The 26,445-nt window shown below is 36.7% G+C and carries 25 protein-coding genes; 10 read left to right on the forward strand and 15 right to left on the reverse strand.

What is annotated here, in order from left to right; translation table 11 throughout:
- The 6 genes from BM207_RS02970 to cmk all read right to left on the reverse strand — a co-directional run bounded on the left by BM207_RS02970 (position 1) and on the right by cmk (position 7,348).
- Complete coding sequence (locus tag BM207_RS02970; protein WP_090992089.1) at positions 1-657, reverse strand: class I SAM-dependent methyltransferase; 657 nt, start codon at positions 655-657, stop codon at positions 1-3.
- A gap of 199 nt (positions 658-856) precedes the next feature.
- Positions 857-2,530, reverse strand: coding sequence for a beta-N-acetylhexosaminidase (locus tag BM207_RS02980; RefSeq protein ID WP_090992091.1), 1,674 nt, complete (start codon positions 2,528-2,530; stop codon positions 857-859).
- Between the two features lie 197 nt (positions 2,531-2,727).
- Positions 2,728-4,662 (reverse strand): 30S ribosomal protein S1, encoded by a 1,935-nt coding sequence (gene rpsA, locus BM207_RS02985; protein ID WP_090992092.1) that lies wholly within the window; start codon positions 4,660-4,662, stop codon positions 2,728-2,730.
- Between the two features lie 245 nt (positions 4,663-4,907).
- The gene (locus BM207_RS02990; protein WP_177217044.1) at positions 4,908-5,621 is read right to left on the reverse strand and encodes an SH3 domain-containing protein; all 714 of its coding nucleotides are present in this window, start codon (positions 5,619-5,621) and stop codon (positions 4,908-4,910) included.
- A gap of 169 nt (positions 5,622-5,790) precedes the next feature.
- Positions 5,791-6,630 (reverse strand): 3-keto-disaccharide hydrolase, encoded by an 840-nt coding sequence (locus tag BM207_RS02995; RefSeq protein WP_090992094.1) that lies wholly within the window; start codon positions 6,628-6,630, stop codon positions 5,791-5,793.
- A gap of 28 nt (positions 6,631-6,658) precedes the next feature.
- Entirely contained in the window at positions 6,659-7,348 is a 690-nt protein-coding gene (cmk, locus tag BM207_RS03000; RefSeq protein ID WP_090992095.1) for a (d)CMP kinase, read from the reverse strand.
- A 37-nt stretch (positions 7,349-7,385) separates the two neighbouring features.
- Between cmk and arfB the strand changes: the two genes are divergently transcribed.
- Complete coding sequence (gene arfB, locus BM207_RS03005; protein ID WP_090992096.1) at positions 7,386-7,793, forward strand: alternative ribosome rescue aminoacyl-tRNA hydrolase ArfB; 408 nt, start codon at positions 7,386-7,388, stop codon at positions 7,791-7,793.
- Between the two features lie 45 nt (positions 7,794-7,838).
- Here arfB and BM207_RS03010 read toward each other — a convergent pair whose 3' ends face one another.
- Positions 7,839-8,789 (reverse strand): lipid A deacylase LpxR family protein, encoded by a 951-nt coding sequence (locus BM207_RS03010; protein ID WP_090992097.1) that lies wholly within the window; start codon positions 8,787-8,789, stop codon positions 7,839-7,841.
- Between the two features lie 3 nt (positions 8,790-8,792).
- Positions 8,793-11,258, reverse strand: coding sequence for an endopeptidase La (lon, locus tag BM207_RS03015; protein ID WP_090992098.1), 2,466 nt, complete (start codon positions 11,256-11,258; stop codon positions 8,793-8,795).
- Between the two features lie 259 nt (positions 11,259-11,517).
- Here lon and BM207_RS03020 point away from each other — a divergent pair, with 259 nt between their 5' ends.
- Positions 11,518-12,144, forward strand: a complete 627-nt coding sequence (locus BM207_RS03020; RefSeq protein ID WP_090992099.1) for a tetratricopeptide repeat protein — start codon at positions 11,518-11,520, stop codon at positions 12,142-12,144.
- Here the strand turns inward: BM207_RS03020 and BM207_RS03025 are convergent.
- Positions 12,137-12,634, reverse strand: a complete 498-nt coding sequence (locus tag BM207_RS03025; RefSeq protein ID WP_143095909.1) for a hypothetical protein — start codon at positions 12,632-12,634, stop codon at positions 12,137-12,139. The genes BM207_RS03020 and BM207_RS03025 overlap by 8 nt on opposite strands.
- Before the next feature lie 29 nt (positions 12,635-12,663).
- Positions 12,664-14,184, reverse strand: a complete 1,521-nt coding sequence (gpmI, locus tag BM207_RS03030; RefSeq protein WP_090992498.1) for a 2,3-bisphosphoglycerate-independent phosphoglycerate mutase — start codon at positions 14,182-14,184, stop codon at positions 12,664-12,666.
- Positions 14,185-14,318: 134 nt separating this feature from the next.
- On the opposite strand from gpmI, the gene BM207_RS03035 reads away from it, so the two are divergent.
- The 4 genes from BM207_RS03035 (at position 14,319) to BM207_RS03050 (ending at position 17,207) form a co-directional block, all read left to right on the forward strand.
- Positions 14,319-14,714 (forward strand): DUF4783 domain-containing protein, encoded by a 396-nt coding sequence (locus BM207_RS03035; protein WP_090992101.1) that lies wholly within the window; start codon positions 14,319-14,321, stop codon positions 14,712-14,714.
- Between the two features lie 51 nt (positions 14,715-14,765).
- Positions 14,766-15,608, forward strand: a complete 843-nt coding sequence (nadC, locus tag BM207_RS03040) for a carboxylating nicotinate-nucleotide diphosphorylase (RefSeq protein ID WP_090992102.1) — start codon at positions 14,766-14,768, stop codon at positions 15,606-15,608.
- A 52-nt stretch (positions 15,609-15,660) separates the two neighbouring features.
- On the forward strand, positions 15,661-16,314 hold the full coding sequence (gene plsY, locus BM207_RS03045) for a glycerol-3-phosphate 1-O-acyltransferase PlsY (RefSeq protein ID WP_090992103.1): 654 nt from the start codon (positions 15,661-15,663) through the stop codon (positions 16,312-16,314).
- Positions 16,315-16,385: 71 nt separating this feature from the next.
- Positions 16,386-17,207 (forward strand): M48 family metallopeptidase, encoded by an 822-nt coding sequence (locus BM207_RS03050; RefSeq protein WP_090992104.1) that lies wholly within the window; start codon positions 16,386-16,388, stop codon positions 17,205-17,207.
- Between the two features lie 9 nt (positions 17,208-17,216).
- On the opposite strand, the gene BM207_RS03055 is transcribed toward BM207_RS03050, so the two are convergent.
- The 4 genes from BM207_RS03055 to BM207_RS03070 all read right to left on the reverse strand — a co-directional run bounded on the left by BM207_RS03055 (position 17,217) and on the right by BM207_RS03070 (position 22,682).
- A complete protein-coding gene (locus BM207_RS03055) occupies positions 17,217-18,455 on the reverse strand; it encodes an anthranilate synthase component I family protein (protein ID WP_245768012.1) in 1,239 nt (412 codons plus the stop codon).
- A gap of 108 nt (positions 18,456-18,563) precedes the next feature.
- Positions 18,564-19,841 (reverse strand): adenylosuccinate synthase, encoded by a 1,278-nt coding sequence (locus tag BM207_RS03060; RefSeq protein ID WP_090992105.1) that lies wholly within the window; start codon positions 19,839-19,841, stop codon positions 18,564-18,566.
- Between the two features lie 38 nt (positions 19,842-19,879).
- The gene (locus tag BM207_RS03065; RefSeq protein WP_090992106.1) at positions 19,880-20,371 is read right to left on the reverse strand and encodes a Fur family transcriptional regulator; all 492 of its coding nucleotides are present in this window, start codon (positions 20,369-20,371) and stop codon (positions 19,880-19,882) included.
- A gap of 97 nt (positions 20,372-20,468) precedes the next feature.
- Positions 20,469-22,682 carry a RelA/SpoT family protein gene (locus tag BM207_RS03070; protein ID WP_090992107.1) on the reverse strand — a complete coding sequence of 738 codons (2,214 nt, stop codon included), beginning with the start codon at positions 22,680-22,682 and terminating at the stop codon, positions 20,469-20,471.
- A 109-nt stretch (positions 22,683-22,791) separates the two neighbouring features.
- On the opposite strand from BM207_RS03070, the gene BM207_RS03075 reads away from it, so the two are divergent.
- From BM207_RS03075 to BM207_RS03090, 4 genes are read left to right on the forward strand one after another with little or no spacing between them, the layout of a single operon-like run.
- Positions 22,792-23,409, forward strand: a complete 618-nt coding sequence (locus BM207_RS03075) for a DUF4294 domain-containing protein (RefSeq protein ID WP_090992108.1) — start codon at positions 22,792-22,794, stop codon at positions 23,407-23,409.
- 7 nt (positions 23,410-23,416) lie between these two features.
- On the forward strand, positions 23,417-23,923 hold the full coding sequence (locus BM207_RS03080; RefSeq protein WP_090992109.1) for a glutathione peroxidase: 507 nt from the start codon (positions 23,417-23,419) through the stop codon (positions 23,921-23,923).
- A gap of 2 nt (positions 23,924-23,925) precedes the next feature.
- A complete protein-coding gene (bshB1, locus tag BM207_RS03085) occupies positions 23,926-24,642 on the forward strand; it encodes a bacillithiol biosynthesis deacetylase BshB1 (protein ID WP_090992110.1) in 717 nt (238 codons plus the stop codon).
- Between the two features lie 11 nt (positions 24,643-24,653).
- On the forward strand, positions 24,654-26,015 hold the full coding sequence (locus BM207_RS03090) for an acyl-CoA dehydrogenase family protein (protein ID WP_090992111.1): 1,362 nt from the start codon (positions 24,654-24,656) through the stop codon (positions 26,013-26,015).
- Here BM207_RS03090 and BM207_RS03095 read toward each other — a convergent pair.
- Positions 25,990-26,412 (reverse strand): hypothetical protein, encoded by a 423-nt coding sequence (locus BM207_RS03095; protein WP_090992112.1) that lies wholly within the window; start codon positions 26,410-26,412, stop codon positions 25,990-25,992. The two genes, BM207_RS03090 and BM207_RS03095, sit on opposite strands and share 26 nt — an antisense overlap.
- Between the last annotated feature and the right edge of the window lie 33 nt (positions 26,413-26,445).

Here is a 26,445-nt window from a genome sequence, read left to right on the forward strand (position 1 = left end):
TTACTTCATTAAGGTCGCTATGGTGTAGACTCTTTCGATCGACTGCCCATCTTTGGAGGTTATTTGTTCAGTGAATTCTTTAAACTCAAAGTTTTTAAAGAAGCTATTTCGAATTAATTTTTCGACTTTGGGGATATCATAAAGTTCAAAAATGAATTTTGTAAATGGCAGTTTCTCCATAAAATCCCTTTGTGCAAAGGCAAAGCTAAACTTGCCGCCGGGTTTTAATACACGGTAAATCTCGTTGAGTAGCTGTAGTGGGTTCTTCCAGAAATAAAGGGTGTTTACCGTTAAAATCTTATTAAAGCAGTCGGCCTCAAAAGGGATATTTTCACCTTCATAAAGTGTAAAGGATACGTTTGCTTGAGTGTTAACTTTTCGTGCCTCTAAGCTCATTAACTCCGATATTTCAAGTCCCTGATAGCTAATATCTTCCGCTTTGTCTAAAATTTCTACAATATGTTTTCCATTTCCGTGACCTAATTCCAAAACGCGATCATTTGGCATTAAGGTTAGGGAAGAAATTGTATTTCTCGTCATTCCGATATTGCTGAAATGCATTTGCTCGGCAGTCCGAATACCGTCGTCTCCTGTTGGGTGACTAAGCTGCATAGCTATTTGACGAAATTGTTCTTCAGTGGGTTGTTGATGATTCATAATGTTTGTTTTCTTTTGCCGCTCCAAAGCCAGAGCGTGAATAACATTAAAGGAATAATAATACTAATTGCTACGATACTTAATTGGGTTTTTTTAACCACGATGTCGGGGTCGGTTGAAGTGAAGATATAAACACACTCCTTGATTGCGAATAAGGTAACTACGGTAAATAAAATTGCAAGAAATCGCCTCATATATTTTAATTTTCTAAGTATCGTTGACTATAAGTTATGTCCATTAAATCATAGCGTTTAAATTGTGTCTTTAAACGCCTTAAAAAATCAGGATAGTTTTTGTTTTGCTTAGGTGTCCATAACATCTCGCTTAAGGCATCTAATCGAGGGAATATCATGTATTCAACTTTGGAAGGGTTGGTAATATATTCGGACCACAAATTGCCCTGTGCACCCCAAATATATTTTTGCTGCGCCTCACTCAGCTCACTTGGTATTGGATCATATTCGTAAACTGTTGCCAATGGCAAAACTTTGGCAGCAGTTAGGCTATCCTCTTTTGCAAATTGCGCATGATTAAAGTATAATTTTGTTTCGGGTGTCATAATCACCTTATGATTTTCCTTAGCTGCAGCGATGCCACCTTTTTCACCTCGCCAGCTCATTACTATAGCATTTGGAGCTAAACCTCCATCTAAAATCTCATCCCAACCAATAATTGTTTTGCCCCTACTGTTTACAAATTTTTCTATGCGATGGATGAAATAGCTTTGCAGGGCATTCTCATCTTTCAGGTTGTTGTTTTTCATGATCTTCTGCGTCTCTGACGAGGCTCTCCACCAGATTTTAGAAGCCTCATCTCCTCCAATATGGATATATGGAGAGGGAAATAATGCAATAACTTCAGTTAACACATCTTGTAAAAACTCAAATGTCTTTTCGGTAGGCTGTAGCACATTATTGTATTTATTCATCATGCCCCAGGTTTGAGGTACTTGGTATTTTTTATTTGGTTCTGTTCCCAATTCAGGATAAGCTGCCAGTACGGCCATGCTATGTGCGGGCATTTCAATTTCCGGGATAATCGTAATGTATCTTTTTGCAGCATAATCGATTACTTCCTTAATTTCTTCCTGCGTATAAAATCCTCCATGTTTAATGCCGTCAGTTTTGAGTATAGCATTTTTCGGACTGATTTTTACTTCGTTGGGTAAAACTTGGTATCGGATTTCCTCATTTCCTTTGCCCGGCCAAAGTCCTATGATGCTTCCAGCTCTCCAAGCGCCAATTTCAGTGAGTTTTGGATACTTCTTAATTTCAATTCGCCAGCCATGATCATCGGTTAAGTGCCAATGGAAATAATTCATTTTATGAAGCGCTAGATAGTCGATGTACTTTTTAACAAAAGCCACCTCAAAAAAATGTCTGCTAACGTCAAGATGCATGCCGCGATAATCGAATCTCGGATAATCGTTTATACTAACTGACGGGATGGTAAGTTTGTCAGTTTTTTGGGCAGGCAATAATTGAATTAGTGTTTGGATCCCATAAAAGATGCCTGTATCAGATTTTGCAACAATAGCAATCGAAGACTGATTTGATTGAAGGGTATAGGTTCCAGCATTGCCTTTCAGTCCTTTATCTATAGCAAGCGTAATCACATTAGTTCCCGCAAGATGTGCGGCTACCTTTTTTTCTAATTGGACATTGTAGTATTTATTTAGGTAATCTGATAGGAAGTTCGCTGAATTTAAATTTGATTGATCAGCAAAAAGGATTTTGGTGTTTTCATTGATCAAAAAGGGTTTGTTCGATGCTGAATTCACGATCTCAACAGGTTGCGGAATAATATTTATTTCTTGAGCTGAAAGGTTAAAGTTGAAAACGAAGAGCAAAAAGCAAAAAGCAAGTTTTTTCATTGAAATATAATTTTTTAGCGGTCTGATTTTCTTCAAATGTAAGAATTCTACAGCTAAATTATCTTCTCTGCTTGAGAGAGATCAAGAGCTAATGTTGAAGATCTTTCACTATGCTATGATGGAAATACGAAATAGCAAAACAAAAAAAGCTCCCGACTTTCATCGAGAGCTTTTAATTTATTAGCTAATTAAAAAGCTTATTTTCCTTTTTTCTTGCTTTCTTCGCCTTCCATTTGCTCTTTTAACTGAGCCAATACGCCAAGATCACCTAAAGTAGATTTCTCTACAGAATCTTTTACTTTTTTAACTGCACTTACAGAAGCTTTAGCTTCTTTCTTTTTAGTAGCTCTTTCTTCAGCAGCAACTTCTGCTTTAGCCTCTTCCCAGATACGGGCGTGAGAAACAACGATACGCTTAGCATCTTTGTTAAACTCAATGATTTTGAAATCATTAGTTTCTTCAGCTTTGATTACAGAACCATCTTCTTTAGCCATATGTTTAGTAGGCACGAAACCTTCAACACCATAAGGTAAAGCAATAACAGCACCTTTATCAGTTACTTTAACTACAGTACCTTGATGAATTGAATCAAGTGTAAAGATAGTTTCGAAAGTATCCCAAGGGTTTTCTTCTAATTGTTTGTGACCTAAGCTTAATTTGCGGTTTTCAACATCAAGTTCTAAAACAACAACGTCTAAGGTATCACCAACTTTAGTAAACTCATTCGGGTGGTTAACTTTTTTGCTCCAAGAAAGGTCAGAAATGTGGATTAATCCATCAATTCCTTCTTCAATTTCAACAAATACACCGAAGTTAGTCATGTTTTTAACTACAGCTTGGTGTTTGCTGCCAATTGGATATCTTTCAGCAACATTACCCCAAGGATCTTGAGTTAATTGTTTAATACCTAAGCTCATTTTACGTTCATCTCTATCTAAAGTTAAAACTTCAGCTTCGATTTCATCACCAACTTTCAAGAATTCTTGTGGTGAACGTAGGTTTTGTGACCAGCTCATTTCTGAAACGTGGATTAAACCTTCAACACCAGGGATGATTTCTAAGAAAGCACCGTAATCAGCTACAGTAACAATTTTACCTTTTACTTTAGAACCAACAGCTAAGTTAGCATCTAAATTTTCCCAAGGATGTGGAGTTAATTGTTTTAAGCCTAAAGCAATACGTTTTTTCTCATCATCAAAGTCTAAAACAACAACGTTGATTTTTTCGTCTAATGATAACACTTCTTTCGGATGCTCTATGCGACCCCAAGAAATATCGGTAATGTGCAATAAACCATCAACACCGCCTAAATCGATGAACACACCAAAGTCAGTAATGTTTTTCACAGTACCTTCTAATACTTGTCCTTTTTCTAATTTAGAAACGATTTCAACTTTTTGGCTTTCTAAATCGTCTTCAATTAATATTTTATGAGATACAACTACGTTTTTAAACTCATGATTAATTTTAACAACTTTGAACTCCATTGTTTTACCCACGTATACATCGTAATCGCGGATAGGTTTAATGTCAATTTGAGAACCAGGTAAGAACGCTTCTACACCCATAATGTCAACAATTAAACCACCTTTAGTACGGCTTTTCACAAAACCATTAATGATTGTGTCATTGTCAAGGGCTGCGTTAATAGTTTCCCATGAACGTTGGGTTTTTGCTCTCTTACGAGATAAAATCAACTGACCATTCGCATCTTCTGGAGCTTCTACGAAAACATCCACTGAATCGCCAATTTTCAAATCAGGTGTATCACGGAACTCTGAAGTTGATACTAAACCGTCAGATTTAAAGCCAACATTTAATACAACGTCTTTGTTGTTGATCGATACAACGATACCACTAATGATCTCGCCTTGCGTGATTTGATTGAAAGTATCTGTATACATATCTTCAAACTTTTTACGGTCTGCGTCACTGTAGTTACCAAATACTTTATCATCTGCATCCCAATCAAAATCTTGATCTGGTGTTGCTAATGATGATTTGATTTGTTCGATAGAAACCGAATCAGCTTCTGACTCAATTGTTTCTTTCTCGGTTAGACGAGCGTCTGCACCTTGTAGTTCGGCTGTTTTAGCCTCTAGTTCTTTTTCTGCTACTTGTTTTTTAGCCATTAATTAATAATCTCCTTTGTTCCCTATTTAGGGACTGCAAAGGTAGAAATTTCTTTTTTAATAGGAAACATTTTTTTAATAAATGTTGCTGATTGTTAAGGATATAGTCAAAAACAGGTGAAGATATCCGAACTATTGAGGCATTTTTCTGTTATTAGCGGTAACTCGATTGTTGTTTTTTTAGTCGGCAAAGCAAAGCCTTAGGTATAGAAGAGCTAAGATAATTTTAGATTTTTATAAGAAATTTAATTCTTCTTAAATATTCCTTTCGTGAAACCTTCCCCAACCAACGTACTGTCATCTCTTATCAACAAGAGAAAGGTATTTTCTTGTTGTTTAAACTTAATCACATCTCCCTCTATCACATAATGGGCGGTGGATAGAGAGTCTAAGTAGGTGTCGTGTATAACAACAGAATCTTTAGATTTAAAATCAAATGATTGATATTGGGCATCGGTATCCGTTGTGTATTTCCCTGAAACAACCTTTTCTACAATAAAGCCCAGATAAAAAAAATAACCGATGATAAGTACCATGGCCGCCGAGAAAACCATAAATACTTTGTTCGGGACAAATTTGATGATCACAAAAAGCAGCATCACCATCACCACGATCGCAAGTATAATAAAAACTATATTACCTCGACCTTCCTCGTTGTTTTGGGTTACAGTGACCACTGTTTCTGCTGATTTCTTGATAGGGACCGGACTAATTCTACGCAAATAATCCTTGCTAACCCATCCTTCGCCATTTGTAACCTTAATTTTGAAAAATTTTGTGTCTGAAGAATCTAATACAGCTACATTTTCGCCTTGAGGTAAAAAGCCGATTTTCTTACTACTGGGATCCTTGGTTTCCCTAACATTCAGTTTGTCAGCTGTAACACTATAAATATCCTGTGCATTAACACTAAATGAAAAAAGAACGAAAGTAAAGAGCAAGAAAAAATATCTATTCATAATGATCATATTAATGGCATCCAATTAACGATACCAGTAGAAATAATAAGCCGCAAACTTAGGAAACCTTTCCGGAAACTTCCAGCGGATTTAAAAATTAACGTTAATTTTTAAGAAAGGTTTTAATCGAGAGATATAATTATGATAGTATCTAAGGAAGAATTTAGCGCTAATTTTCTTTGCTAATTTTTTCCAAAACTTTGTTGAGCTTTGCCTTATCTTTTGCGTAAGGTGCTAAATCAAATAAGGCAACTTTTCTAAATTCTACAGGGTGACTTTCGCTTTGCAAAGAAATAAAACCGCTCGTTAAAGCCTTCCCATCTTGTTTAACTTTTGGATCGAAATTGCTCACGCTTCCGCCGCCTATTTGCGGCTTGGTATATTGTAAAACTAGTTCTTTATTTACGAAGTGCTTAATGATCGAATCTCCTAAAACTAAAAACTCTGCAGTAACCCATTGATCACCATGGAAGGTTTTTGAATTAGATTCCAAACAATGTATTTCATTCAGTTTATCGTTTAAAAAAACGGTTGTTCCGGGAGTACATACATTACTGGTATGGCGCTCATGAGTTCCATCGCCCCCTAACAATTGTCCTTCAACAGATATAGGAAAATCTTGATCTTTCAACATTGTTTTAGGATCCTGGCCATGTAACATGGCGCCACTATTTCTTGTAGCCCAACCTTCACCTCCTTTCGCCTGCTCACCAACAAAACGGTATTCTACCTTCAATAAATAATATGAAAATGGTTTTTTATAATGAATGTGCCCATATTGCCTATCGAAATTGTTATATCCATCATAACTAACCTTCATCACTCCATTTTCTACCCGAAAAGTATTTGCATAATTTTCGCCAACTTCATGTTTGGCAATTTTAACTGTCCAATCTTTTAAGTCTTTTCCATTAAAAAGATTAATCCAGCCTTTTTGAGCCTTAACTGTAGATGAAAAGATGATGAATAAACTTAAAATAAGGAATTTTGCTGAACAAGGTATAGTCATAGGAATAAAGTTTTGACTAAAATACAATTTAATTTGAACTACTTTCTAAAAAAGGCTCTACTCGTTCCAATGCAAAATTTAATTGTTCTTGTTCGGTGAGCTCTGTATTGTCTAAAATGATCGCATCTTCTGCTCTCGTTAATGGGCTTTCTACTCTTGTCGTATCTGCATAGTCGCGATGTGCAAGGTTTTCGAAAACTTCTTCTAGCGTAGTTACCGTATCTCCTTTTGAAACAAGCTCATTAAATCTTCTCTCAGCTCTGATCTTGGGATCTGCTGTCATGAAAAATTTTACCTGGGCATCTTCAAATACTGCTGTGCCAATGTCACGGCCATCCATAACTATGTTCTTAGACTTGCCCATGCGTTGCTGTTGCTTTACCATATCATGGCGAACCATCTTATGGGCGGAGACCTCGCTTACACTTTCGGAAACAGGCATCTGTCTGATTTCTTCAAAAACTTCTTCTCCGTTTAAAAGAATATGAGATTCATAATCACGCGAGTGGAAATTAAGTTCGATATGCTGTAGGGCATCTTTCACATCTGCTTCATTAGTTATATCTACTTCATTTCTAATGAAATAAAGTGTTACAGCACGATACATAGCGCCGCTATCAATGTAAATAAAGCCTAATTTTTTTGCCAAAGCCTTGGCAAGCGTGCTTTTTCCACATGAAGAATAGCCATCTATTGCTACAACTATGTTTTTTCTCATATTGGACAAAGATAACAATTCTAATTACCTTTGCTATATGATACCTAGTAAAGAAGAATTAGTTAAAGAATGTTTTTTTAAAACATCTAGGAGTGGGGGCAAAGGCGGACAAAACGTTAACAAAGTTTCCAGTAAAGTTGAACTGATCTTTAAGGTTCAAGATTCTTCTTTATTCTCTGAGGAGCAAAAACTGTTGTTAGCTGAAAAATTATCTACAAGATTAGATAATGAGGGTAATTTGCATATTATTTCTCAAGAAGATAGAAGCCAGCTTTTAAATAAACAAAGGACTGTATTCAAATTAATTACGTTGTTAACTAAATCTCTTCAGGTGCAGAAGAAGAGAAAGCCCACTAAAATTCCAAAAGCAGTAATCGAAAAAAGGTTGAAAAACAAAGCTTCAACAGCCGATAAAAAGAAGAACAGGAAAATAATTGATTATTAAGATTTGCGAGGTTAGGTTAAAAAATTAACTTTACCCTAGAACAAATTAGTTAAATCTATAAAGCATAGAAATAGTAGCAAACTGATGCGTATGGATTATATCTTTTACTTCTTTTGTTTTAAATAATAAACCAAAATCGAAAGTAAAACGCCTACTGCTATAATTAAACCCTAGCTGCTGCGCAAAAACAATTTTATTGATAGCATATTGCCGGCCTTCATTGAGGGTTTTTCCTTGGATCGTTCCGTCATAGGCCACAAAGTTTAACTGCGGTTTTGCATAAAAGAAAGTTTCTGAAGTCACCAATCGGGCAGTTTTAGGATGATAACCAATTGTTGAATTTGTATAAGCAGATTGGAATAATTGATTGATATTTCCGGTGCGCATTAGTATTCCGGCCCCTGCACCCCTGAAAGTTGTCCCTACATTCGCATAGCCTTCAAACGAAAAATCTATCTTATTGTATTCAGACCGATGAAGTAAGCTGGTATATTGCACCGAGAGATTCGCGCTGAGTTTATTTTCTATTTGATATTGCCAACCGTCTATTTTATAAAAGCCAACAGTGTTGTGTAATAGTTTTTGAGCATCTTCGCCAAGTGCATCTGGTCCTATCGTTCCTAGTTCCAGGCTGGTTTTTAAAATATTCTCCTTTTTATAAAAAAAATTCAAACTCCCCCCTGCATACAAATACCCGGCAAAAGGCCTGTCTTGCTGACTGATTTTACCAGCAGCCCCGCTTTGCGGATTAAACATTTTCTGTCCGGCTGTAACTTCGTAGATGAACTTTTCAAGCTTATCTCCCAACTTATTTTGATCAGTAGCACTACGGAAAAAGAGCATTAAACCATTAGTGTAATAACGATCCTGACCATAAAATAGGTAAGCATCGTTATCACTTTTGAAACCAAATTCATTTTTATAAGACTGGCTGAAGCTTTTCAAGCTGGAACAACCAAACACTAAAAATAAACAGGCAGCTATGGTAGTGCGCATAAATTATACTTCTTGTTTTTTAACAGTAATATTTTGAGGGTTTTTTACTTTATCTTTCGTTAAAGCTAAATCAATGACCTCTTTCATTTCACTAACATAATGAAATTTCAAGTCTTTAATGTAATCTTCTTTAATTTCTAATATGTCTTTTCTGTTTGATTTACAAAGGATAATTTCTTTGATATTAGCTCGTTTAGCGGCTAAAATTTTCTCTTTGATTCCACCAACAGGTAGTACTTTCCCACGTAAGGTAATCTCGCCGGTCATGGCTAAATTAGACTTTACCTTTCTTTGGGTAAAGGCAGAAGTAAGGGCTGTAAGCATAGTGATCCCAGCAGAAGGACCATCTTTTGGTGTTGCACCAGCAGGGACGTGAACATGTACATCCCACTGGTCGAAAAGTAAATTGTCGATTCCAAATAAATGAGAATGTGCTCTTAGGTATGCTAAAGCAATCACAGCAGATTCTTTCATGACATCTCCTAAGTTGCCTGTTAGCGTTAACTTTCCTTTTCCTGGGCTAAGACTGGCCTCTATAAATAAGATATCGCCACCAACTGAGGTCCAGGCTAAACCAGTTACTACACCAGCAACCTCATTACCTTCGTACGCATCCTTGTCATAAATAGGAGCACCTAAAATACGCTCAACATCATCAAGACTTAGATTTGGCTCATATGCTTCGTCCATCGCTATTTTGGTAGCAACACCACGAACTAATGAACCGATCTTTTTTTCCAATCCCCTCACACCTGATTCTCTAGTATAATCTTCGATGACTTTTTCAATAAGGTTATTCTTAAGGCCAATGTCTTTAAGTTTTAAACCATGTTGTTCTTTTTGCTTCGGAAGCAAATATTTTTTAGCAATTTCTATTTTTTCCTCAATGGTATAGCCGTTAACCTCAATAATTTCCATTCGGTCTAATAAAGCTGGCTGTATATTACTTAAGGAGTTTGCAGTTGCAATAAATAAAACATTGGAAAGGTCATAATCAGCCTCCACGTAATGGTCGTTAAAGGCATTATTTTGCTCAGGGTCTAATACTTCCAATAGCGCAGAAGAAGGGTCGCCGCGAAAATCGGAGCCTACTTTGTCAATCTCATCCAGTACAAATACTGGATTGGCGGCGCCAGCTTTTTTTATAGATTGGATAATTCTTCCCGGCATTGCGCCAATGTATGTTTTACGATGACCTCTAATTTCTGCTTCATCTCTTATCCCTCCCAATGCCATGCGTACGTATTTACGGTTAAGGGCTTTGGCAATAGATTTTCCTAAGGATGTTTTACCTACTCCTGGAGGTCCTACCAAGCAGATGATAGGAGCTTTCATATCGCGCTTTAATTTTAGCACGGCAAGGTATTCTATAATTCGTTGTTTAACTTTCTCTAAGCCAAAGTGATCTTTATCTAACACCTTTTGAGCCCGTTTAAGATCGAAATTATCTTTCGTAAAATCACCCCAAGGTAAATCTAACAATAACTCCAAATAATTCATTTGAATTGAATAATCCGGGGCTGCGGGATTCATTCTACCTAGTTTTTCGAGCTCTTTGCTGAAATGGTTTGCCACGTGAGTTGCCCATTTTTTCTTTTTTGCTCTGAGTTCCAGCGCCTCGTATTCTAGATCCGTAGAATTTCCACCCAATTCTTCTTGAATAGTTTTTAACTGCTGATTTAAAAAATAGTCTCTTTGTTGTTTATCAAGATCCGTGCGTACTTTGGACTGGATTTGATTTTTTAACTCTAACATTTGGAGTTCAAGCGTTAAAAGTTCCATTACGCGTTCGGCACGTTTCCTAAGGTTGCCCATTTCCAACATCTTTTGCTTTTCAGCCACGTCGGCATTCATGTTAGAAGAAATAAAGTTAATCAGGAATGAGGTGCTCTCTATGTTCTTCAAAGCAATTGCAGCTTCACTTGGAATATTAGGGGAAAGCTGAATTATTTGTGACGACATCTCTCTGATAGAGGCGACTAAGTTCTTAAATTCCTTATCGTTTTTATGTTTTGATTCGGCGAATTTAGCGATAATAACCTTTATATAAGGCTCAGATTGTACTTCTTCAACTAATTGAAAGCGTTGTTTACCCTGGATAATAACAGTAGTATTTCCATCAGGCATCTGCAACATTTTAATGATTTGCGCAACCGTTCCGACATTATTCAATTGTTCAAAAGTCGGATCTTCTACTGCGACGTCTTTTTGAGAAACTACACCAATAATTTTATCGCCTTTGTAGGCTTCTTTAATTAGCTTAATGGATTTATCACGGCCTACCGTAATCGGAATTACTACCCCAGGAAATAAAACAGTATTGCGTAAAGGAAGTATGGCAAGTATTTCTGGGGTTTCTTCACTGTTCATCTCATCTTCATCTTGTTGAGACATCAATGGGAAAAATTCGGTATCTTCATTTATCATAGGTAATGACTGACTAAAATCAAAATGGTCTTCTTTACTCATCAATTGGGTGTTTTTAATGTATGTTAACGACAATCTGACAGCCTTGCCGTATTAAAGCCTTAATTTGGTATAAAAGGTTATAATTTCAACTCCTGTGCCAAAAATTAGAAAGGCTTGGATATCTGTTAAAAAGTCAGCCTCTAATTTTTTATTGTAAGTTATCATAATTAATTAGATTTAACGTTTAGCTTAAATACTTGTAAATGGTATGATAGTTGTATATTAGAAATCGATTTGTTTTAAATAAAAAAAACGCTTAATGACTTACTTGAAAAATAAAATTTTATTAATTGTTCTATTTAGTTCAACCTTTTCATCATATGCACAAAATAATTTTGAAAAGATGGGGATGCAAGCTTGGATGAAGGGAGATTTCAAAGGTGCGGTTGCGCAATTAGAGAAGGCAGATAATGCCGACCCCAACAATGCAAACGTGCTTAGAGCGCTTGGTTATTCTTATTTTCAATGTGGTGATTTTGAGAATGCTATTTCAGCTTACAGTAGGTTGATCACCATCAAGCCAAATGATTATTCTGCTTATTACTACAGAGGAAAAGCAAGGTTGACAATTGCAAATGCTCCTAAACAAGCATTAAGTCAAATGAGAGAAAATTTTTACGTATCTGCTATAAAAGATTTCACGAAAGCCATTGAAATTAATGGAGAAGAAGATATTCAGATTTTGCAAAATAGGGGGATAGCCTATAAAGATTATGCGATTTTTAGATCCTATAAGATTAAAAAATCGGCTGAGAAAACAGCCTGTGTTGCTGTTTTTAACAATTCGATCGCTGATTTTCAAAAGGTTTTAACAGTTCAGCCCCTACGCAGGGATATTATCGATTTAATGGACTACGTTAAAGCGCAGGTAGCAAGTCTTAAGTAGCAAGTTTCCCTTTAACAATATATTTTTTCTGCTTCAATAATTTTATCTTTTGGGTTTTTCTTATTTCGTAGAATTGATTTGGTTTATAAACTAGCGTATCCGCAGAGCGATATAAAATATTATCAACCTTATTAATGATTAAGATTGAGGAAACATGATTGTTTCGAAATTGGATTTCTAGCTTTTTAACAGGTATTTTTTCGTTGTTGGCGGTGTAAACAGTTATATCCTTTTCCTTTTTTACGGTAAAATCGCCCCTCCAAGACGCTTTATTGATGTCCAGGGCAATAAACGAGCTTAACTCATTGTTAAAGTCCTCAATTTTAATAGTTTTGTGCTCTTCTATTCCATTTATAGCAACGGATTTGTTAACTTTTAAGCCGAGTTGATCTAAACGATCAGCCTCATTTTCGAAATAACCTTTTAAGTCAAAATATGCTTTAACCGTTATTTTTGGCTGGTCCGTTTGAGAACATCCGTTCAGTATCATTAACAAAAAAACAATTTTTATTAACCTCATTATACCAAACGATTTCCTGTCATAATTTCTGGAACTTCGATACCCATTATTTTTAAAATTGTTGGTGCAACATCACCTAGCTTTCCATCGGCAATACTTTTATAATCTTTATCTATTAAAATACAGGGTACTAAATTAGTCGTGTGGGCGGTATTGACCGATCCATCATTATTTACCATATATTCAGAGTTTCCATGATCCGCTAAAATAATAAACGAGTAACCGTTTTCAATTCCAGCTTTTACTACTTTTTCTGCACATCGATCTGCTGTCTCAACCGCCTTAATTACTGCATTAAAAACCCCGGTATGCCCAACCATATCCGGATTTGCAAAGTTAAGGCAGACAAAATCTGGCCAGCCCTTTTCTAATTCACCGATTATAGCGGTGGTAATACCCTCTGCACTCATTTCAGGTTGAAGATCATAAGTCGCAACTTTTGGAGATGGTACCAATATTCTTTTCTCTAAGTTAAACTCCTTTTCCCGGCCACCAGAGAAAAAGAAAGTTACGTGTGGATACTTTTCGGTCTCTGCAATTCTGATTTGCTTTTTATGATTAGTTTCCAATACTTCTCCCAGTGTTTGTGAAAGGTCATCTTTAGTAAAAACTACTTTAACATTTTCAAAATTATCATCATAACTTGTCATGGTTACATAATATAACGGTAGTTTTTTCATGCCAAATTCAGGATAGTCTTTCTGGCATAATGCTGAGGTAATTTCGCGACCCCTGTCTGTTCTGTAGTTGAAGCATATCACCACATCATCCTCCATTATTGTGGCGATTGGATTACCCAAAGCATCGGTCATAACAATAGGTTTCATAAATTCATCAGTTATTCCATCTTGATATGAATTTTGAATTTCTTTTTCGGCATTTCTTGTTTTGGTTCCTATTCCGCCAACCATCACATCATAGGCTAATTTTACGCGTTCCCACCTGCTATCTCTATCCATCGCATAATATCTCCCTATTAAACTTGCAATTTTTCCAGTTGATGTTTGAAGATGCTGGTTCAAATCATTTATATACCCTAAACCTGCGTTGGGATCTGTATCTCTCCCATCTAAAAACGCATGGATAAAAACGTCTTGTAAATCATTTTCGTGGGCAATATCACACAATGCTTTTAAATGCTCAAGGTGAGCATGAACTCCTCCGTCGGAAGCCAGACCTATTAAATGAACCGCTTTCTGATTTTTTTTAGCATAATTAAGGGCATCTATTAATGTTTGATTGTGGTTTAAAGTATGGTCTTTAATAGCCTTATTGATGCGTCCAAGCTCTTGATAAACAACTCTCCCGGCACCCAGGTTCATATGGCCAACTTCAGAATTCCCCATTTGTCCTTCAGGCAGCCCAACTGCTTCACCCGAAGCCTCAAGTTTACTATTCGGATAGTTATTTAAAAGATAGTCGAAAAAAGGCGTGTTTGCCATGAATGCTGCGTCCGAGTGATCTCTATTGCCATAGCCCCAACCATCAAGTATTAATAGTACTAGTTTCTTGTTATTCATCATTAAATTTTAAAATATGCTTGGTTCTTCAAAACAAATATAGCGGTATTGCTGTTTTAATGGAAAGAATTTATTCAATATGATTTATTAATGGCATAATTTTAGCTGGATTATTTGTGTATTAACACACAATAATGAAATCGTTGCTATTCGTCTTTATGCTTTTTTTTCAATTTATCACCAATAGTGCTCCTCAGGCAGATATTGTGGATGAATTAGCCGTGCATTTTAAAAATGGTAATTCTAAGGAAATCGCTAAGAATTTCTCGTCGTCCATAGAATTACTCATCATAGATCAAGAAGATGTATACAGTAAAGCACAGTCAGAACAAATTTTAAAAGATTTTTTTAGTAAAAATACACCCAGTAAAATTGCTATTATCCATCGACTAAATAGCAATCCGAATTATCGATACGGGATATTTTCACTTCAAACGAAGACTTTAAAATATAGGGTAACGGTAACCTTAATGCGTCAAAAAACAACCAATGTTTTCTTAATCACGGAGTTAAGGATTGAAAAAGATTAAGTTTAGTATTTTATAGACTTAATCGCTAATTTTGCGTCTTAAAAAAGTGCTTTGGATAAAAAAATAATCAATCTCTTTATTGAAAATGCTATTGCCGAGGACGTTGGTGATGGCGATCATACCTCACTTGCAACTATACCTTTAAATACCCAAGGTAAGGCAAAATTAATCGTTAAAGAAAATGGGATTTTAGCAGGCGTGGAACTTGCGATTGAAATTTTCCACCAAATTGATCCAAGCTTGGTCGTAACAGTTTTGCTCACTGATGGTTCGAAGGTTAATATAGGAGATATAGCTTTAAAGGTTTCAGGAAGCACCCATGCGATTCTTTTAGCCGAAAGGTTGGTGCTTAATTGCATGCAAAGAATGAGTGGAATTGCAACAAAAACTAATCGCGTTGTAGAACTCTTGGAACCGTATGATACCAAAATCTTGGATACACGGAAAACCACCCCTGGCTTGCGCTATCTTGAAAAATGGGCGGTTAAAATTGGAGGGGGCGTAAATCATAGAATAGGGTTATATGATATGATTTTAATTAAAGACAATCACGTAGATTATGCGGGTGGAATAGCAAAGGCGATTGAGTCAGCAAATGCATATCTGGCTAACACGAATAAGTCTTTACCTATTGAAATTGAAGTCAGGAACCTTGATGAACTTCAACAAGTTCTGGCTGTGGGCAATGTTCAGCGTATTATGCTTGATAATTTTGAACTACCGGCCTTAAAGGAAGCAGTTGCGCTTGTAAACGGGAGGTTTATTACTGAAGCATCAGGCGGTATAGTGGAAGAAAACGTAACCGATTATGCTGCTTGTGGGGTCGATTATATTTCTATGGGAGCTTTAACCCACTCAGTTAAAAGCTTAGACCTAAGCCTTAAAGCATATTAATCATGAAATTCTAGGTGTTTGGATCTGATTTTTTTAGTATAATTGTAGGTCTATGATTTCGATCTATTCCATTTCAGCATTGATTGCTGCTTATCTTTTAGGCTCTATTCCTACAGCTGTTTGGCTAGGGCAGGCATTTTATGGTGTTGATGTCCGGGAGTATGGAAGCGGGAATGCAGGTGCTACAAATACATTTAGGGTACTTGGGAAAAAAGCGGGTATAGCAGTAATGCTGATTGATATATTTAAGGGTTATACTGCAACCAAACTCGCCTATTTTATCGGACTATCTGTTACCGGTCCCCAAAATTCAACTCAATTTGTTAATTACGAATTAGCTTTAGGGGTAATTGCAGTGATGGGACATTTGTTCCCTATTTTTGCCGGTTTTAGGGGTGGAAAAGGAGTGGCCACACTGTTTGGGATGATTTTAGCTGTCAATCCCTCAGCAGCCATGCTTTGTGTCCTGGTTTTTGTGACGATACTCTTAAGTACCAAGTATGTTTCATTAAGTTCTATATGCGCTGGCTTTACCTTTCCAATTGCCACCGTGTTCGTCCTTCAATCGTCCATTAAATCTGAAGTATTGTATGGAATATGTGTTTGCCTACTTATATTAGTTACCCATCAGAAAAACCTAGAACGCTTATTGAAGGGAAAGGAGTCAAAGGTGTACTTGTTTAAAAAAAACAAAACTAAAATCTAGACTTTTGAAACTAAAGTTCAGTTCCAGTTGTTTATTGGACATTAGATTTTGATAGCGCTCAAACATTGATTATGAAAAAATTTATAATAATCGGTATTGCCAGTATTACATTGGCATTATCCTCCTGTTCAACTTCAGTTGTACCTTTAAGTGGCCGTAAAGTAACTACTTTTGGCGTTAGCGCTGCAGATTTAGAGCAACAAGCAGCAATTGGTTACTCGCAGTTTCTTAGCGATCCTAAAACAAAAGTCATTAACAATTCTTCTGACGCCCAGCGCGTAAAGAGAGTAGGTGCTAATATCGCAGCTGCTGTTACCAGGTATATGAATGCCAATGGTTATGGAGAGCAGATAAAAAACTATAAGTGGGAATTCAATTTAATAGAAAGCCCTGAAATTAACGCCTGGTGTATGCCAGGTGGTAAAGTTGCCGTTTATACGGGGATTTTAAAAGTAACAAAAGATGATGCGGGATTAGCAACCGTAATGGGACATGAAATTGCGCATGCGATTGCACTACATTCTGTAGAAAGAGCTTCGGATATGCTTAAAGCCCAATTAGCCGGTGGTGTGGTTGGTGTGGCTACCAGTGGCAGGTCAGAAGGTACTCAAGCCGTAGTAAATCAACTGTTCGGAATCGGTGCGCAAGCGGGTTATATCCTTCCAAATTCGCGTAATCAGGAGTTGGAAGCCGATAGACTAGGTTTATCGTTTATGGCAATGGCAGGCTACAATCCTCAAACCGCAGTGGCTTTTTGGCAACGCATGGCTGCAGCGAGTGAAGGTGCGTCAAAACCACCTGAGTTTTTAAGCACACACCCTACAGATCAGACTAGGATTTCACGAATTCAGAGGTACTTGCCAGAGGCAATGAAAAATTATAACGGGAAATAAACCGCACGGCTAGCTACCCAATACTTTCATGATTGCCGAAGCTTTAAGCAAGCACTCTTCGTATTCTTGTTCCGCCTGAGCTGCATAAGTAATTGCGCCACCCACTTGAAAAGATAAATAGCGGGTGGCTTCATTGTACAAAATGCTGCGAATGATTACGTTAAAGTCAAAATCTCCAGTTGGACTGATACAGCCAAATGAACCAGAAAAGGCACCTCTTTTAGCGCTTTCATACCGATCTATCAGCTCCATTGCTCTAATCTTTGGCGCACCCGTCATAGAGCCCATGGGAAAAGTGTTTTTAATCGCTTCGATAAAGTGAATGGAGGGTTGAAGCTCACAACTAATTGTCGAAATCATTTGATGAACCTGTGGAAAGGTATAAATGCCAAATAATTCATCAACTTTAACGGTTCCTTTAACTGCACTTTTTGTTAGATCATTTCGAACTAAATCTACAATCATTACATTTTCGGCTTGCTCTTTAATGCTGGATTTTAAACCCTCTTTGATTAGCTCATCTACCTTAAGATCCATGCTTCGCTTAGCTGTACCTTTTATTGGTTGAGAAATTAATTTATTACCCCGTTTACATAAAAACCTTTCGGGCGTAGCCGATAAAATATAACGATCATAAATTTTGAAAAAGCCAGCAAAAGGAGTAGGAGAGAGAAGGCTTAGGGATTGATATATAGCTAACGGATCAATTTTTGCGTTTTCTGAGAAAAACTCCTGACAGAAGTTTACCTCATAGATATCGCCTCTTTTAATGTGTTCTTGTAGCTTTTTAACGGTTGTAATATAATCTTCCCTGCTGGTGCGGGTTTTAATGTCTACCTTGGGGGTGCTAAACTCGGAATAAATAGGTGTTTCAGAAATGATTGAGATAATATCAGAATCACCTATTATCACGGTTATATTTTTCTCTCCTACGGCAATTAAATACTTTGGCACGAAGAAAAACAAATCGGGAAAATCTAATTGATCATTGTGCGAGGAGCTTAATTGCTCCACTTCATTTTTAAGCTCATAACTAAATAGCCCAAAAACCCAGTTATTGTTTTCTTTGTAGAATTCGAGCAATTGAGCAAAAGCATCGCCCGATTTTGCGCTGAGTTCAGCTGTTGCACCTACAGCAATTAAGCAATCGTATTGTGTATAAGGATCGCTATACCGATTTGAATCAAGGCAGCAACAAACTGGGAAATTGCTGGCCCATTGTAATGCCTTTTGTTTAAATGCACTCATTTCTTTCGCGTTCATTTCAATCGGCACCAGAAGTAAGCATTTTGAAATACTTTGACAAACTTTAAAAAGCTCGTCAAAGTATTTCTTGGGGCTTAATTTTTAAATAAATTATTTTAAAATTAAGGTCTGTGTTCTATCTGGTCCAACAGAAAGAAATTTAATTGGAACCTCTAATTCTTTTTCCAAAAATGCAATATAGTTAACGAGTTGACTTGGAATTTGATCAATTGAAGTAATTTTTGTTAGGCCTTTTTTCCAACCCTCGATTGCTTTTAATACAGGTTTTGGTTGTATTGATATAATATCATATGGCATATAGTCAATTGTTTCCCCGTTATATTCATAATGAGTACAGGCATATATGGTCTCGAAGCTATCTAACACATCAGCTTTCATCATGATCAATTCGGTTACGCCATTTAACATAATAGCATATTTTAATGCAGGTAAATCAATCCATCCACATCTGCGAGCTCGGCCTGTTGTAGCGCCAAACTCATGTCCAATTTGACGAAGATTTTCTCCAACTTCATCATCAAGCTCTGTTGGAAACGGTCCACCACCCACACGGGTGCAATAGGCTTTAAAAATTCCAAACACGCTCCCCACTTTATTTGGGGCAATGCCCAACCCTGTACAGGCACCTGCAGTTGTAGTATTTGAAGAGGTTACGAAAGGATAAGAACCAAAGTCGACATCTAATAATGTTCCCTGTGCCCCCTCTGCTAAAACTTTTTTGCCTTCCTTGAGGTAGTTATTTACAAAATGTTCGCTATCAACATGTGGGATAGTTTTAATAAATTCAATTGCTTCAAAGAATGCGGCTTCTTTCTCTGCTAGATCATATTCATATTCGTAATGAGAAAGAATTTCTTTGTGTTTTTCTACTAATTTATTATATTTCTCTTTAAAGTTAGGAAGAGTGGTGTCGCCGACACGCAAACCATTGCGGCCGGTTTTATCCATATAGGTTGGTCCAATTCCTTTTAATGTTGAACCAATTTTGCCTGCGCCCATTTTTTGTTCATTAGCAGCATCCAGTAATTGATGGGTAGGTAAAATCAAGTGCGCCTTACGGGCGAGTACCAATTTTCCTGTTGTTACAGGATCATGACCGGCCTTTTTTAAATTATCTAGTTCTCTCTTAAGAATAATAGGGTCGATAACTACTCCATTACCAATTAAGTTCATGATGTTTTCATTGAAAATACCGGAAGGAATAGTGTTTAGTACAAATTTCTTGCCATCAAACTCTAAAGTGTGACCTGCATTCGGACCTCCCTGGAAACGGGCTATCAAGTCATATTGAGGACTTAGCACATCAACAATTTTTCCTTTTCCTTCATCGCCCCATTGAAGGCCTAGCAATACGTCTACTTGCGTCATTATTTTAAATTATAGAATATATTATTTGATTAAGATTATTAGGTGGACTGCGATTTTTGAGCTGCGGCTGATTTTATAGTAGCAGCAGCACTACAATCAAAACAAACTCCATAAAGATTTAGTGAATGGTGTTTGATGTCAAATTTTAATAGATCGCCAACCATACTTTGAATCTGATGAATTCGTGGATCGCAGAACTCAACAACTTTACCACAGTCGATACAAATTACATGATCATGTTGGTGATAGCCGTAAGACTTTTCAAATTGCGCCATGTTTTTACCAAATTGGTGCTTCGTAACTAAATCACAGGAAACAAGTAATTCCAGCGTATTATACACCGTAGCTCTACTTACACGATATTTCTGGTTTTTCATATGGATGTAAAGTGTTTCTACATCAAAATGATCATTTCTTGAATAGATTTCCTCCAAAATGGCGAACCTTTCAGGCGTTTTCCTTAAATTTTTGTTCTCTAAATAAGCTTCAAAAATTTTTCTAACTAACTCATTGGTATTCTGTACAGACATAGTTTTAAACTCCTGTTCAAAGGTATTAAAAAGATTTCACCCATTAAAGGATTGGGTCGATTGATGTTAATAAAATGTTATATTGTTAAATTGTTTTTTAAGCGTCAAATCTCGTTACACCAGTAACCCCCTTAACTTCCAGTAAATTTAGGATCAGTTCATCTAAATGTTCCTTGTCGTTTACAAATACCTTAATTGATCCATCAAAAATCCCGTCATTGGTATCTACTGTAATAGAACGCATATTAACTTTAAAATCGTTTGAAATTACTTTGGTGATATTGTTGATTAACCCTACGTCATCAATACCTACAATGTGTAACCCTGTTAAAAAAGTAAGTTCTTGTTGTCTGTTCCACTTGGCTTTCACTACACGGTATCCATAGTTTGCCATAAGTTGTGCAGCGTTCGGACAATTAGTCCTATGAATTTTAATACCCTCATTCACTGTGACGAAACCAAATACATCATCTCCTGGAATAGGATTACAACACACTGCAAGTGTGTAGTCTATTTTTTGAAGATCTTCACCAATGAGTAAAATATCAGATGCTGGCCCTTTTACTTTATTTAATAAGGCTTCAATGTGTTGATTATCGGTGTTTTTATAATCTGAACCTCTGCTTTCTATTTCTTTTTCGCTATTCAGGTATTCTCTTAAATCCTTTAGCTCAATTTTTCCGGTTGCAACTCCAATAAAAAGGTCTTGTGTAGATTGAAGCTTAAAAAAATAGGTGAGTTTGTTTAAATTATCAGTATTGTAAGTGATCTTCAACTGTTTTAATTTTCGTTCAAGTGTTTCCTTGCCATTTTCAGCAATCTTTCTTTTTTCCTCTTTTAAAGAAGATTTAATCTTTGATTTGGCCTTGGCGGTTACCACAATATTTAGCCAATCTTCTTTTGGGATTTGCTTGCCGGACGTAATAATTTCTACCTGATCGCCATTCTGCAGCTTATAAGAAAGGGGGACTAATTTATGATTAACCTTTGCCCCAATACATTTTGCGCCAACATCGGTGTGAATTTCAAATGCAAAATCTAAAGCTGTTGCACCTAATGGTAATTGCAATAGTGCGCCTTTTGGGGTAAAGATGAAGATTTCATCAGAAAAGAGATTCATCTTGAAATCATCCAGAAAATCGAGTGCATTTGCTTCTGGATTGCTCAACATTTCTCTTACCTTCAGGATCCATTGATCCAAACCGTTGTCATTGCTGGATTCTTTGTATTTCCAATGAGCGGCGAAACCTTTTTCCGCAATTTCGTTCATTCGCTGGGTACGAATTTGTACTTCAACCCATTGACCCTTTGGACCCATTACCGTGGTATGTAATGATTCGTATCCGTTTCCTTTAGGAGATGAAACCCAATCACGCAATCGATCCGGATTAGGGCGGTATAAATCTGTAACGATAGAATAGGCCTTCCAACAATCAGCCTTTTCTTTTTCGGGTGCACTATCCAAAATAATTCTAATGGCAAAAAGATCATAGACTTCCTCAAAAGGAATATTCTTTTTTTTCATTTTATTCCAAATAGAATGGATGGACTTTGGCCGACCATACACATTAGATGCTAATCCCTGCTCTTCTAAAATTTGATTGATAGGTTCAACAAATGCTTTAATAAATAAATTTCGTTCTGCTTTCTTCTCGTTTAACTGAGTTGCAATGTATTTATAGGTGTCTGGTTCGAGATATTTCATGGAAAGATCTTCTAACTCAGACTTTATAGCATATAAACCTAATCGGTGTGCCAAGGGCGCATATAAGTAAATAGTTTCCGAGGCAATTTTAAGTTGTTTTTGTCTTGGCATAAAATCCATTGTTCGCATATTATGCAAACGGTCAGCCAACTTGATCAAGATTACCCTTACGTCATCCGCTAAGGTAAGCAGCATTTTTCTAAAATTCTCAGCTTGTAATGAGCTATTGTAGTCAAATACACCCGAGATTTTGGTTAAACCATCTATTATTCGAGCAGTTTTTTTTCCAAATTCTCTCTCGATATCATCTAGGGTAATGTCTGTATCCTCTACTACATCGTGTAATAAAGCGCAAACAATCGACGTTGTACCTAAGCCAATCTCTTCGGCAGCAATTTGAGCAACGGCAATAGGATGATAAATATAGGGTTCACCGGACTTTCGACGCATGTCTTTATGGCTTTCAAGAGCCATTTCGAATGCTTTTCGGATTTCCTTTTTATCTCCTTTTTGTAATGTAGATTTTGATGCCCGTAGCAATGCTCGATATCTTTTGAGGATTTCTTGCTTCTCTGCTTCTAAATCAATTACTAAAGTTGTCTTCATTTGTTTTTTTTAGGTAAAAAATGTGGTATATTAAGCTATAAAAGATTATATTCGATTGTAGTTAAACGAATATATAAAATTAGCTTTAACTTTGTAAAGGCATAAATTTATGAAATTTTCTAAACTCTTTATTCTATTTATTGTCATCATTGCAAGCAATAAACTCGGTGCTCAAGAAAATTCGTCAAAAGCAATTTATCCAGTACTCGGTAAAAATGATACAATACGTGTCACCGCAACGAATGATAATGGTTATATGATTCCTTGGTTTCCACTTAAGGAGGTGGTTATTATAGGCGTTAGAACTTTCAAGTCTGCAGCGGATCAGGCTGCCTTTAATAGGTTAAGATATAACGTATTAAAAGTAATGCCTTATGCACTGTATGCAAAAAGAAGGTATGAACAATTAGAACGGGATTTAGCGGTTACGACAGATAAAAAAACTCAAAAAAGATTGGTTAAACAATGTGACGATGAAATCAAGAAAATGTTTAATACTGAAATTAAGGAACTAACTATTACGCAAGGGCAAATTTTAACCAAGTTGATTAACAGGGAGGTTGGTAGAACCACTTACGATATTGTTAAAGAAACGAAAGGTGGATTTGCTGCTTTTTCTTATCAATTAATTGCAAGGGTTGTTGGTCATAATCTGAAGAGTACTTATAGCGCTACGGAAGATAGAGACATTGAAACAATCATTGTAAATTCAGGATATTATCAATAAATCGATAATGGATTTTACTCAGACAATCTATCCGTTTAAAGTTAAATTTTTAAATGGCAAGGAGCAGAACCTAGCTGCCTATGCTAATAAGGTATTATTAGTGGTAAATACCGCTTCAGGATGTGGGTTTACCCCACAGTTAAAAGAATTACAAGATTTAAGAAGTGAATATGCTAATGAAGGTTTTGAAATTTTGGGATTCCCATCAAATGATTTTGGCTCCCAAGAGCCTTTAGACGGTAGTAAACTGAACGAATTTTGTGAAGTAAATTACGGCGTACAGTTTCCAGTTTTTGAGAAGGTGATGGTTAGGGGTGATGCAGCCCACCCACTTTTTAAATTTTTAAGGAGCAAGAAACTAAACGGACATTTAAATTCCACCCCTAAATGGAATTTTCACAAGTACTTAATTAATAGAAAAGGAGAGGTAGTAGATTTCTTTTACTCCTTTACTAAACCAAGTTCATCAAAAGTTAAAAAGAAAATTCAGCGTTTATTAGCTGAGGGAAAATAGTTATGAAGTTAGATATACTTGTTTTTGCGGTTCATCCAGATGACGCCGAACTTGGCTGTTCGGGAACGATTTTAAAACACATTGCCGAGGGGAAAAAGGTTGGGATTGTTGATTTTACAAGGGGGGAATTAGGAACCCGCGGTACCGCCGAGACACGAGACCAGGAAGCAAAAGAATCAGGCGAAATTTTAGGATTACATGTACGAGAGAATTTACGATTTAAAGATGGGTTTTTTAAAAATGACGAAACACACCAACTTGAAGTAATCAAGATGGTGAGGAAATATAAACCTGAAATTATTTTAACGAATGCCTTGGATGATCGTCACCCTGATCACGGGAGGGCGGGAGATTTAGCGAATGATGCGATTTTTTTATCGGGTCTGATAAAAATTCAAACAAGTATTGCAGGGACAGTTCAGGAGGCCTGGAGACCGAGATTGGTGCTTCAGTATATACAAGATCGTTATATTAAGCCGGATATAATCGTTGATATCTCTGATTTTATTGATCGAAAAATAGCTTGTATAAAGGCGTTTAAAACACAGTTTGATAGTCCAGATACAAAAGAGCCGCAAACATATATATCTTCTCCAGAGTTTTTGGAAGCGGTAATTGCAAGGTCCAGAGAATTTGGAAAAAACATTGGCGCTAAATATGGAGAAGGTTTTACCTCTCGTAAACTTTTGGGGGTAGATAATCTGTTCAACTTGAAATAAATCGAAAAGCTATGGCAAATTTGTTCTCTTCGTTAAAAAATGCCTATCAGCTTTTTAAGCATGTTGATTTTAATCAATTAGAAGCCTTATCTAAAAAAGTAGATTTACCTAAAATGGTAGAAACTATTTCTGCACTGGATGGCAAACAATTGTCGGGCATGATGAAAATGATGGGAAAAGGAGAGAAAGAGCGTGAGCTGCCGCCCATAGAAGGGGATTTTTATCACTTAGGCGACGAGGCACTAAAAGATGAAGACAGGGCATTACAATTGAAAGTACGGGCTTTTTTAGAGGCAGAAATTAAACCAATTGTAAATGATTACTGGCTTAAAGCCGAATTTCCCCATCATATTATTCCAAAATTAGCCGAACTTAATATTTGTGGATTAACCTATCAAGGATATGGTTGTCCAGGCAAATCAAACTTGATGGAGGGTATTCTAGCAATGGAAATGGCTCGTATCGATACGTCAATTTCTACCTTTTTTGGCGTTCAAAGTGGTTTAGCAATGGGTTCTATTTATTTGTGTGGATCTGAGGAGCAAAAGCAATTTTGGCTACCTGCGATGCAGCAATTTAAAATTATCGGAGCTTTCGGCTTAACAGAACCAGAGGTTGGATCAGCGGCTGCAGGAGGTTTAACGACAACTTGTAAAAAAAATGGAGATAAATGGATCATCAACGGACAAAAGAAATGGATTGGTAACGCGACGTTTGCTGATGTAACAATCATTTGGGCAAGAGACTTGGAAGATGGGGAGGTGAAGGGTTTTTTGGTAAAAAAAGGTACGGCAGGTTTTTCGGTCGAGAAAATGATGGATAAGATGGCGTTGCGTATTGTACAGAATGGCCTTATAACGTTAACAGATTGCGAGATTGATGAGTCTGATAGACTGCAAAATGCCAATTCATTTAAAGATACGGCCAAGGTATTAAAGATGACAAGGGCTGGTGTAGCTTGGCAAGCCGTTGGATGTGCAAGAGGTGCTTATGAGGCAGCTTTAGGTTATACACAAACACGAAAGCAATTTGGCCGACCGATTGCTTCCTTTCAATTGATACAAAATCATTTGGTGGAAATGCTTTCTAACTTAACGGCTATGCAAACTTTATGTTTCCGCTTGTCGCAGTTACAAGACCAAGGATTGTTAACGGATGAGCATGCTTCGCTTGCTAAAGTGTTTTGTTCATTAAGGACTCGTGATGTAGTGAGTAAAGCCAGAGAAGTAATGGGAGGAAATGGAATTTTGCTCAAATATGATGTTGCCCGCTTTGTTGCAGATGCTGAAGCCATTTATTCATACGAAGGAACAAAAGAAATTAATACGCTAATTGTTGGAAGAGCAATTACTGGTTTTTCGGCTTTTGTATAAAAGGGTTTAAAATTACACCAAAATTACCCATTGCACTTTTTTCATAAACGGCGATACAATTTTTTTTGAAAACAGGATCGAAATTCAAGTTTCCCGGATATAGTTTTGTAGGGCTAGCCTCCCCCTCTTTGAAAAAATAAACTTTAGTATTTCCATATTTGCTGTGCGGCATGAGGTTACCATAGGTTTCAAATTCTGCATTTGCTATATCTCGAACAGTGACCGAGTAAATACGCTGAATAGGACCCGTATTGTTCTCATTACGGTAGCTTGCCTTTTGCGTGAAGCTACCATTAAGATCTGTAACATTCCGCTGTGTAAAGGTATCTTTTATCAACCAGGTTATGATCACTAAGACGAGCAGGATTATTAAGATCTTAGGGTATTTTTTTGCCATTCGTTCGCTATCGTAATTTTTTAAAGTGTCTAA

Source organism: Pedobacter insulae, from assembly GCF_900113525.1.
GTDB classification, from domain to species: domain Bacteria; phylum Bacteroidota; class Bacteroidia; order Sphingobacteriales; family Sphingobacteriaceae; genus Pedobacter; species Pedobacter insulae.

Excerpts from the sequence above, each read along its gene's own strand:
- BM207_RS03025 (WP_143095909.1), bottom strand. The coding sequence starts at position 12,634 with ATGATACTGAACGGATGTTCTCAAACGGACCAGCCAAAAATAACGGTT.
- gpmI (WP_090992498.1), bottom strand. The coding sequence starts at position 14,184 with ATGAATAACAAGAAACTAGTACTATTAATACTTGATGGTTGGGGCTAT.
- BM207_RS03050 (WP_090992104.1), top strand. The coding sequence starts at position 16,386 with ATGAAAAAATTTATAATAATCGGTATTGCCAGTATTACATTGGCATTA.
- plsY (WP_090992103.1), top strand. The coding sequence starts at position 15,661 with ATGATTTCGATCTATTCCATTTCAGCATTGATTGCTGCTTATCTTTTA.
- rpsA (WP_090992092.1), bottom strand. The coding sequence starts at position 4,662 with ATGGCTAAAAAACAAGTAGCAGAAAAAGAACTAGAGGCTAAAACAGCC.
- BM207_RS03060 (WP_090992105.1), bottom strand. The coding sequence starts at position 19,841 with ATGACGCAAGTAGACGTATTGCTAGGCCTTCAATGGGGCGATGAAGGA.
- BM207_RS03090 (WP_090992111.1), top strand. The coding sequence starts at position 24,654 with ATGGCAAATTTGTTCTCTTCGTTAAAAAATGCCTATCAGCTTTTTAAG.
- BM207_RS02995 (WP_090992094.1), bottom strand. The coding sequence starts at position 6,630 with ATGACTATACCTTGTTCAGCAAAATTCCTTATTTTAAGTTTATTCATC.
- BM207_RS03010 (WP_090992097.1), bottom strand. The coding sequence starts at position 8,789 with ATGCGCACTACCATAGCTGCCTGTTTATTTTTAGTGTTTGGTTGTTCC.
- BM207_RS03070 (WP_090992107.1), bottom strand. The coding sequence starts at position 22,682 with ATGAAGACAACTTTAGTAATTGATTTAGAAGCAGAGAAGCAAGAAATC.
- BM207_RS02980 (WP_090992091.1), bottom strand. The coding sequence starts at position 2,530 with ATGAAAAAACTTGCTTTTTGCTTTTTGCTCTTCGTTTTCAACTTTAAC.
- BM207_RS03035 (WP_090992101.1), top strand. The coding sequence starts at position 14,319 with ATGAAATCGTTGCTATTCGTCTTTATGCTTTTTTTTCAATTTATCACC.
- BM207_RS03075 (WP_090992108.1), top strand. The coding sequence starts at position 22,792 with ATGAAATTTTCTAAACTCTTTATTCTATTTATTGTCATCATTGCAAGC.
- cmk (WP_090992095.1), bottom strand. The coding sequence starts at position 7,348 with ATGAGAAAAAACATAGTTGTAGCAATAGATGGCTATTCTTCATGTGGA.
- BM207_RS02990 (WP_177217044.1), bottom strand. The coding sequence starts at position 5,621 with ATGAATAGATATTTTTTCTTGCTCTTTACTTTCGTTCTTTTTTCATTT.
- BM207_RS02970 (WP_090992089.1), bottom strand. The coding sequence starts at position 657 with ATGAATCATCAACAACCCACTGAAGAACAATTTCGTCAAATAGCTATG.
- BM207_RS03055 (WP_245768012.1), bottom strand. The coding sequence starts at position 18,455 with ATGAGTGCATTTAAACAAAAGGCATTACAATGGGCCAGCAATTTCCCA.
- arfB (WP_090992096.1), top strand. The coding sequence starts at position 7,386 with ATGATACCTAGTAAAGAAGAATTAGTTAAAGAATGTTTTTTTAAAACA.
- BM207_RS03020 (WP_090992099.1), top strand. The coding sequence starts at position 11,518 with ATGACTTACTTGAAAAATAAAATTTTATTAATTGTTCTATTTAGTTCA.
- BM207_RS03065 (WP_090992106.1), bottom strand. The coding sequence starts at position 20,371 with ATGTCTGTACAGAATACCAATGAGTTAGTTAGAAAAATTTTTGAAGCT.
- bshB1 (WP_090992110.1), top strand. The coding sequence starts at position 23,926 with ATGAAGTTAGATATACTTGTTTTTGCGGTTCATCCAGATGACGCCGAA.
- BM207_RS03095 (WP_090992112.1), bottom strand. The coding sequence starts at position 26,412 with ATGGCAAAAAAATACCCTAAGATCTTAATAATCCTGCTCGTCTTAGTG.
- lon (WP_090992098.1), bottom strand. The coding sequence starts at position 11,258 with ATGAGTAAAGAAGACCATTTTGATTTTAGTCAGTCATTACCTATGATA.
- BM207_RS03080 (WP_090992109.1), top strand. The coding sequence starts at position 23,417 with ATGGATTTTACTCAGACAATCTATCCGTTTAAAGTTAAATTTTTAAAT.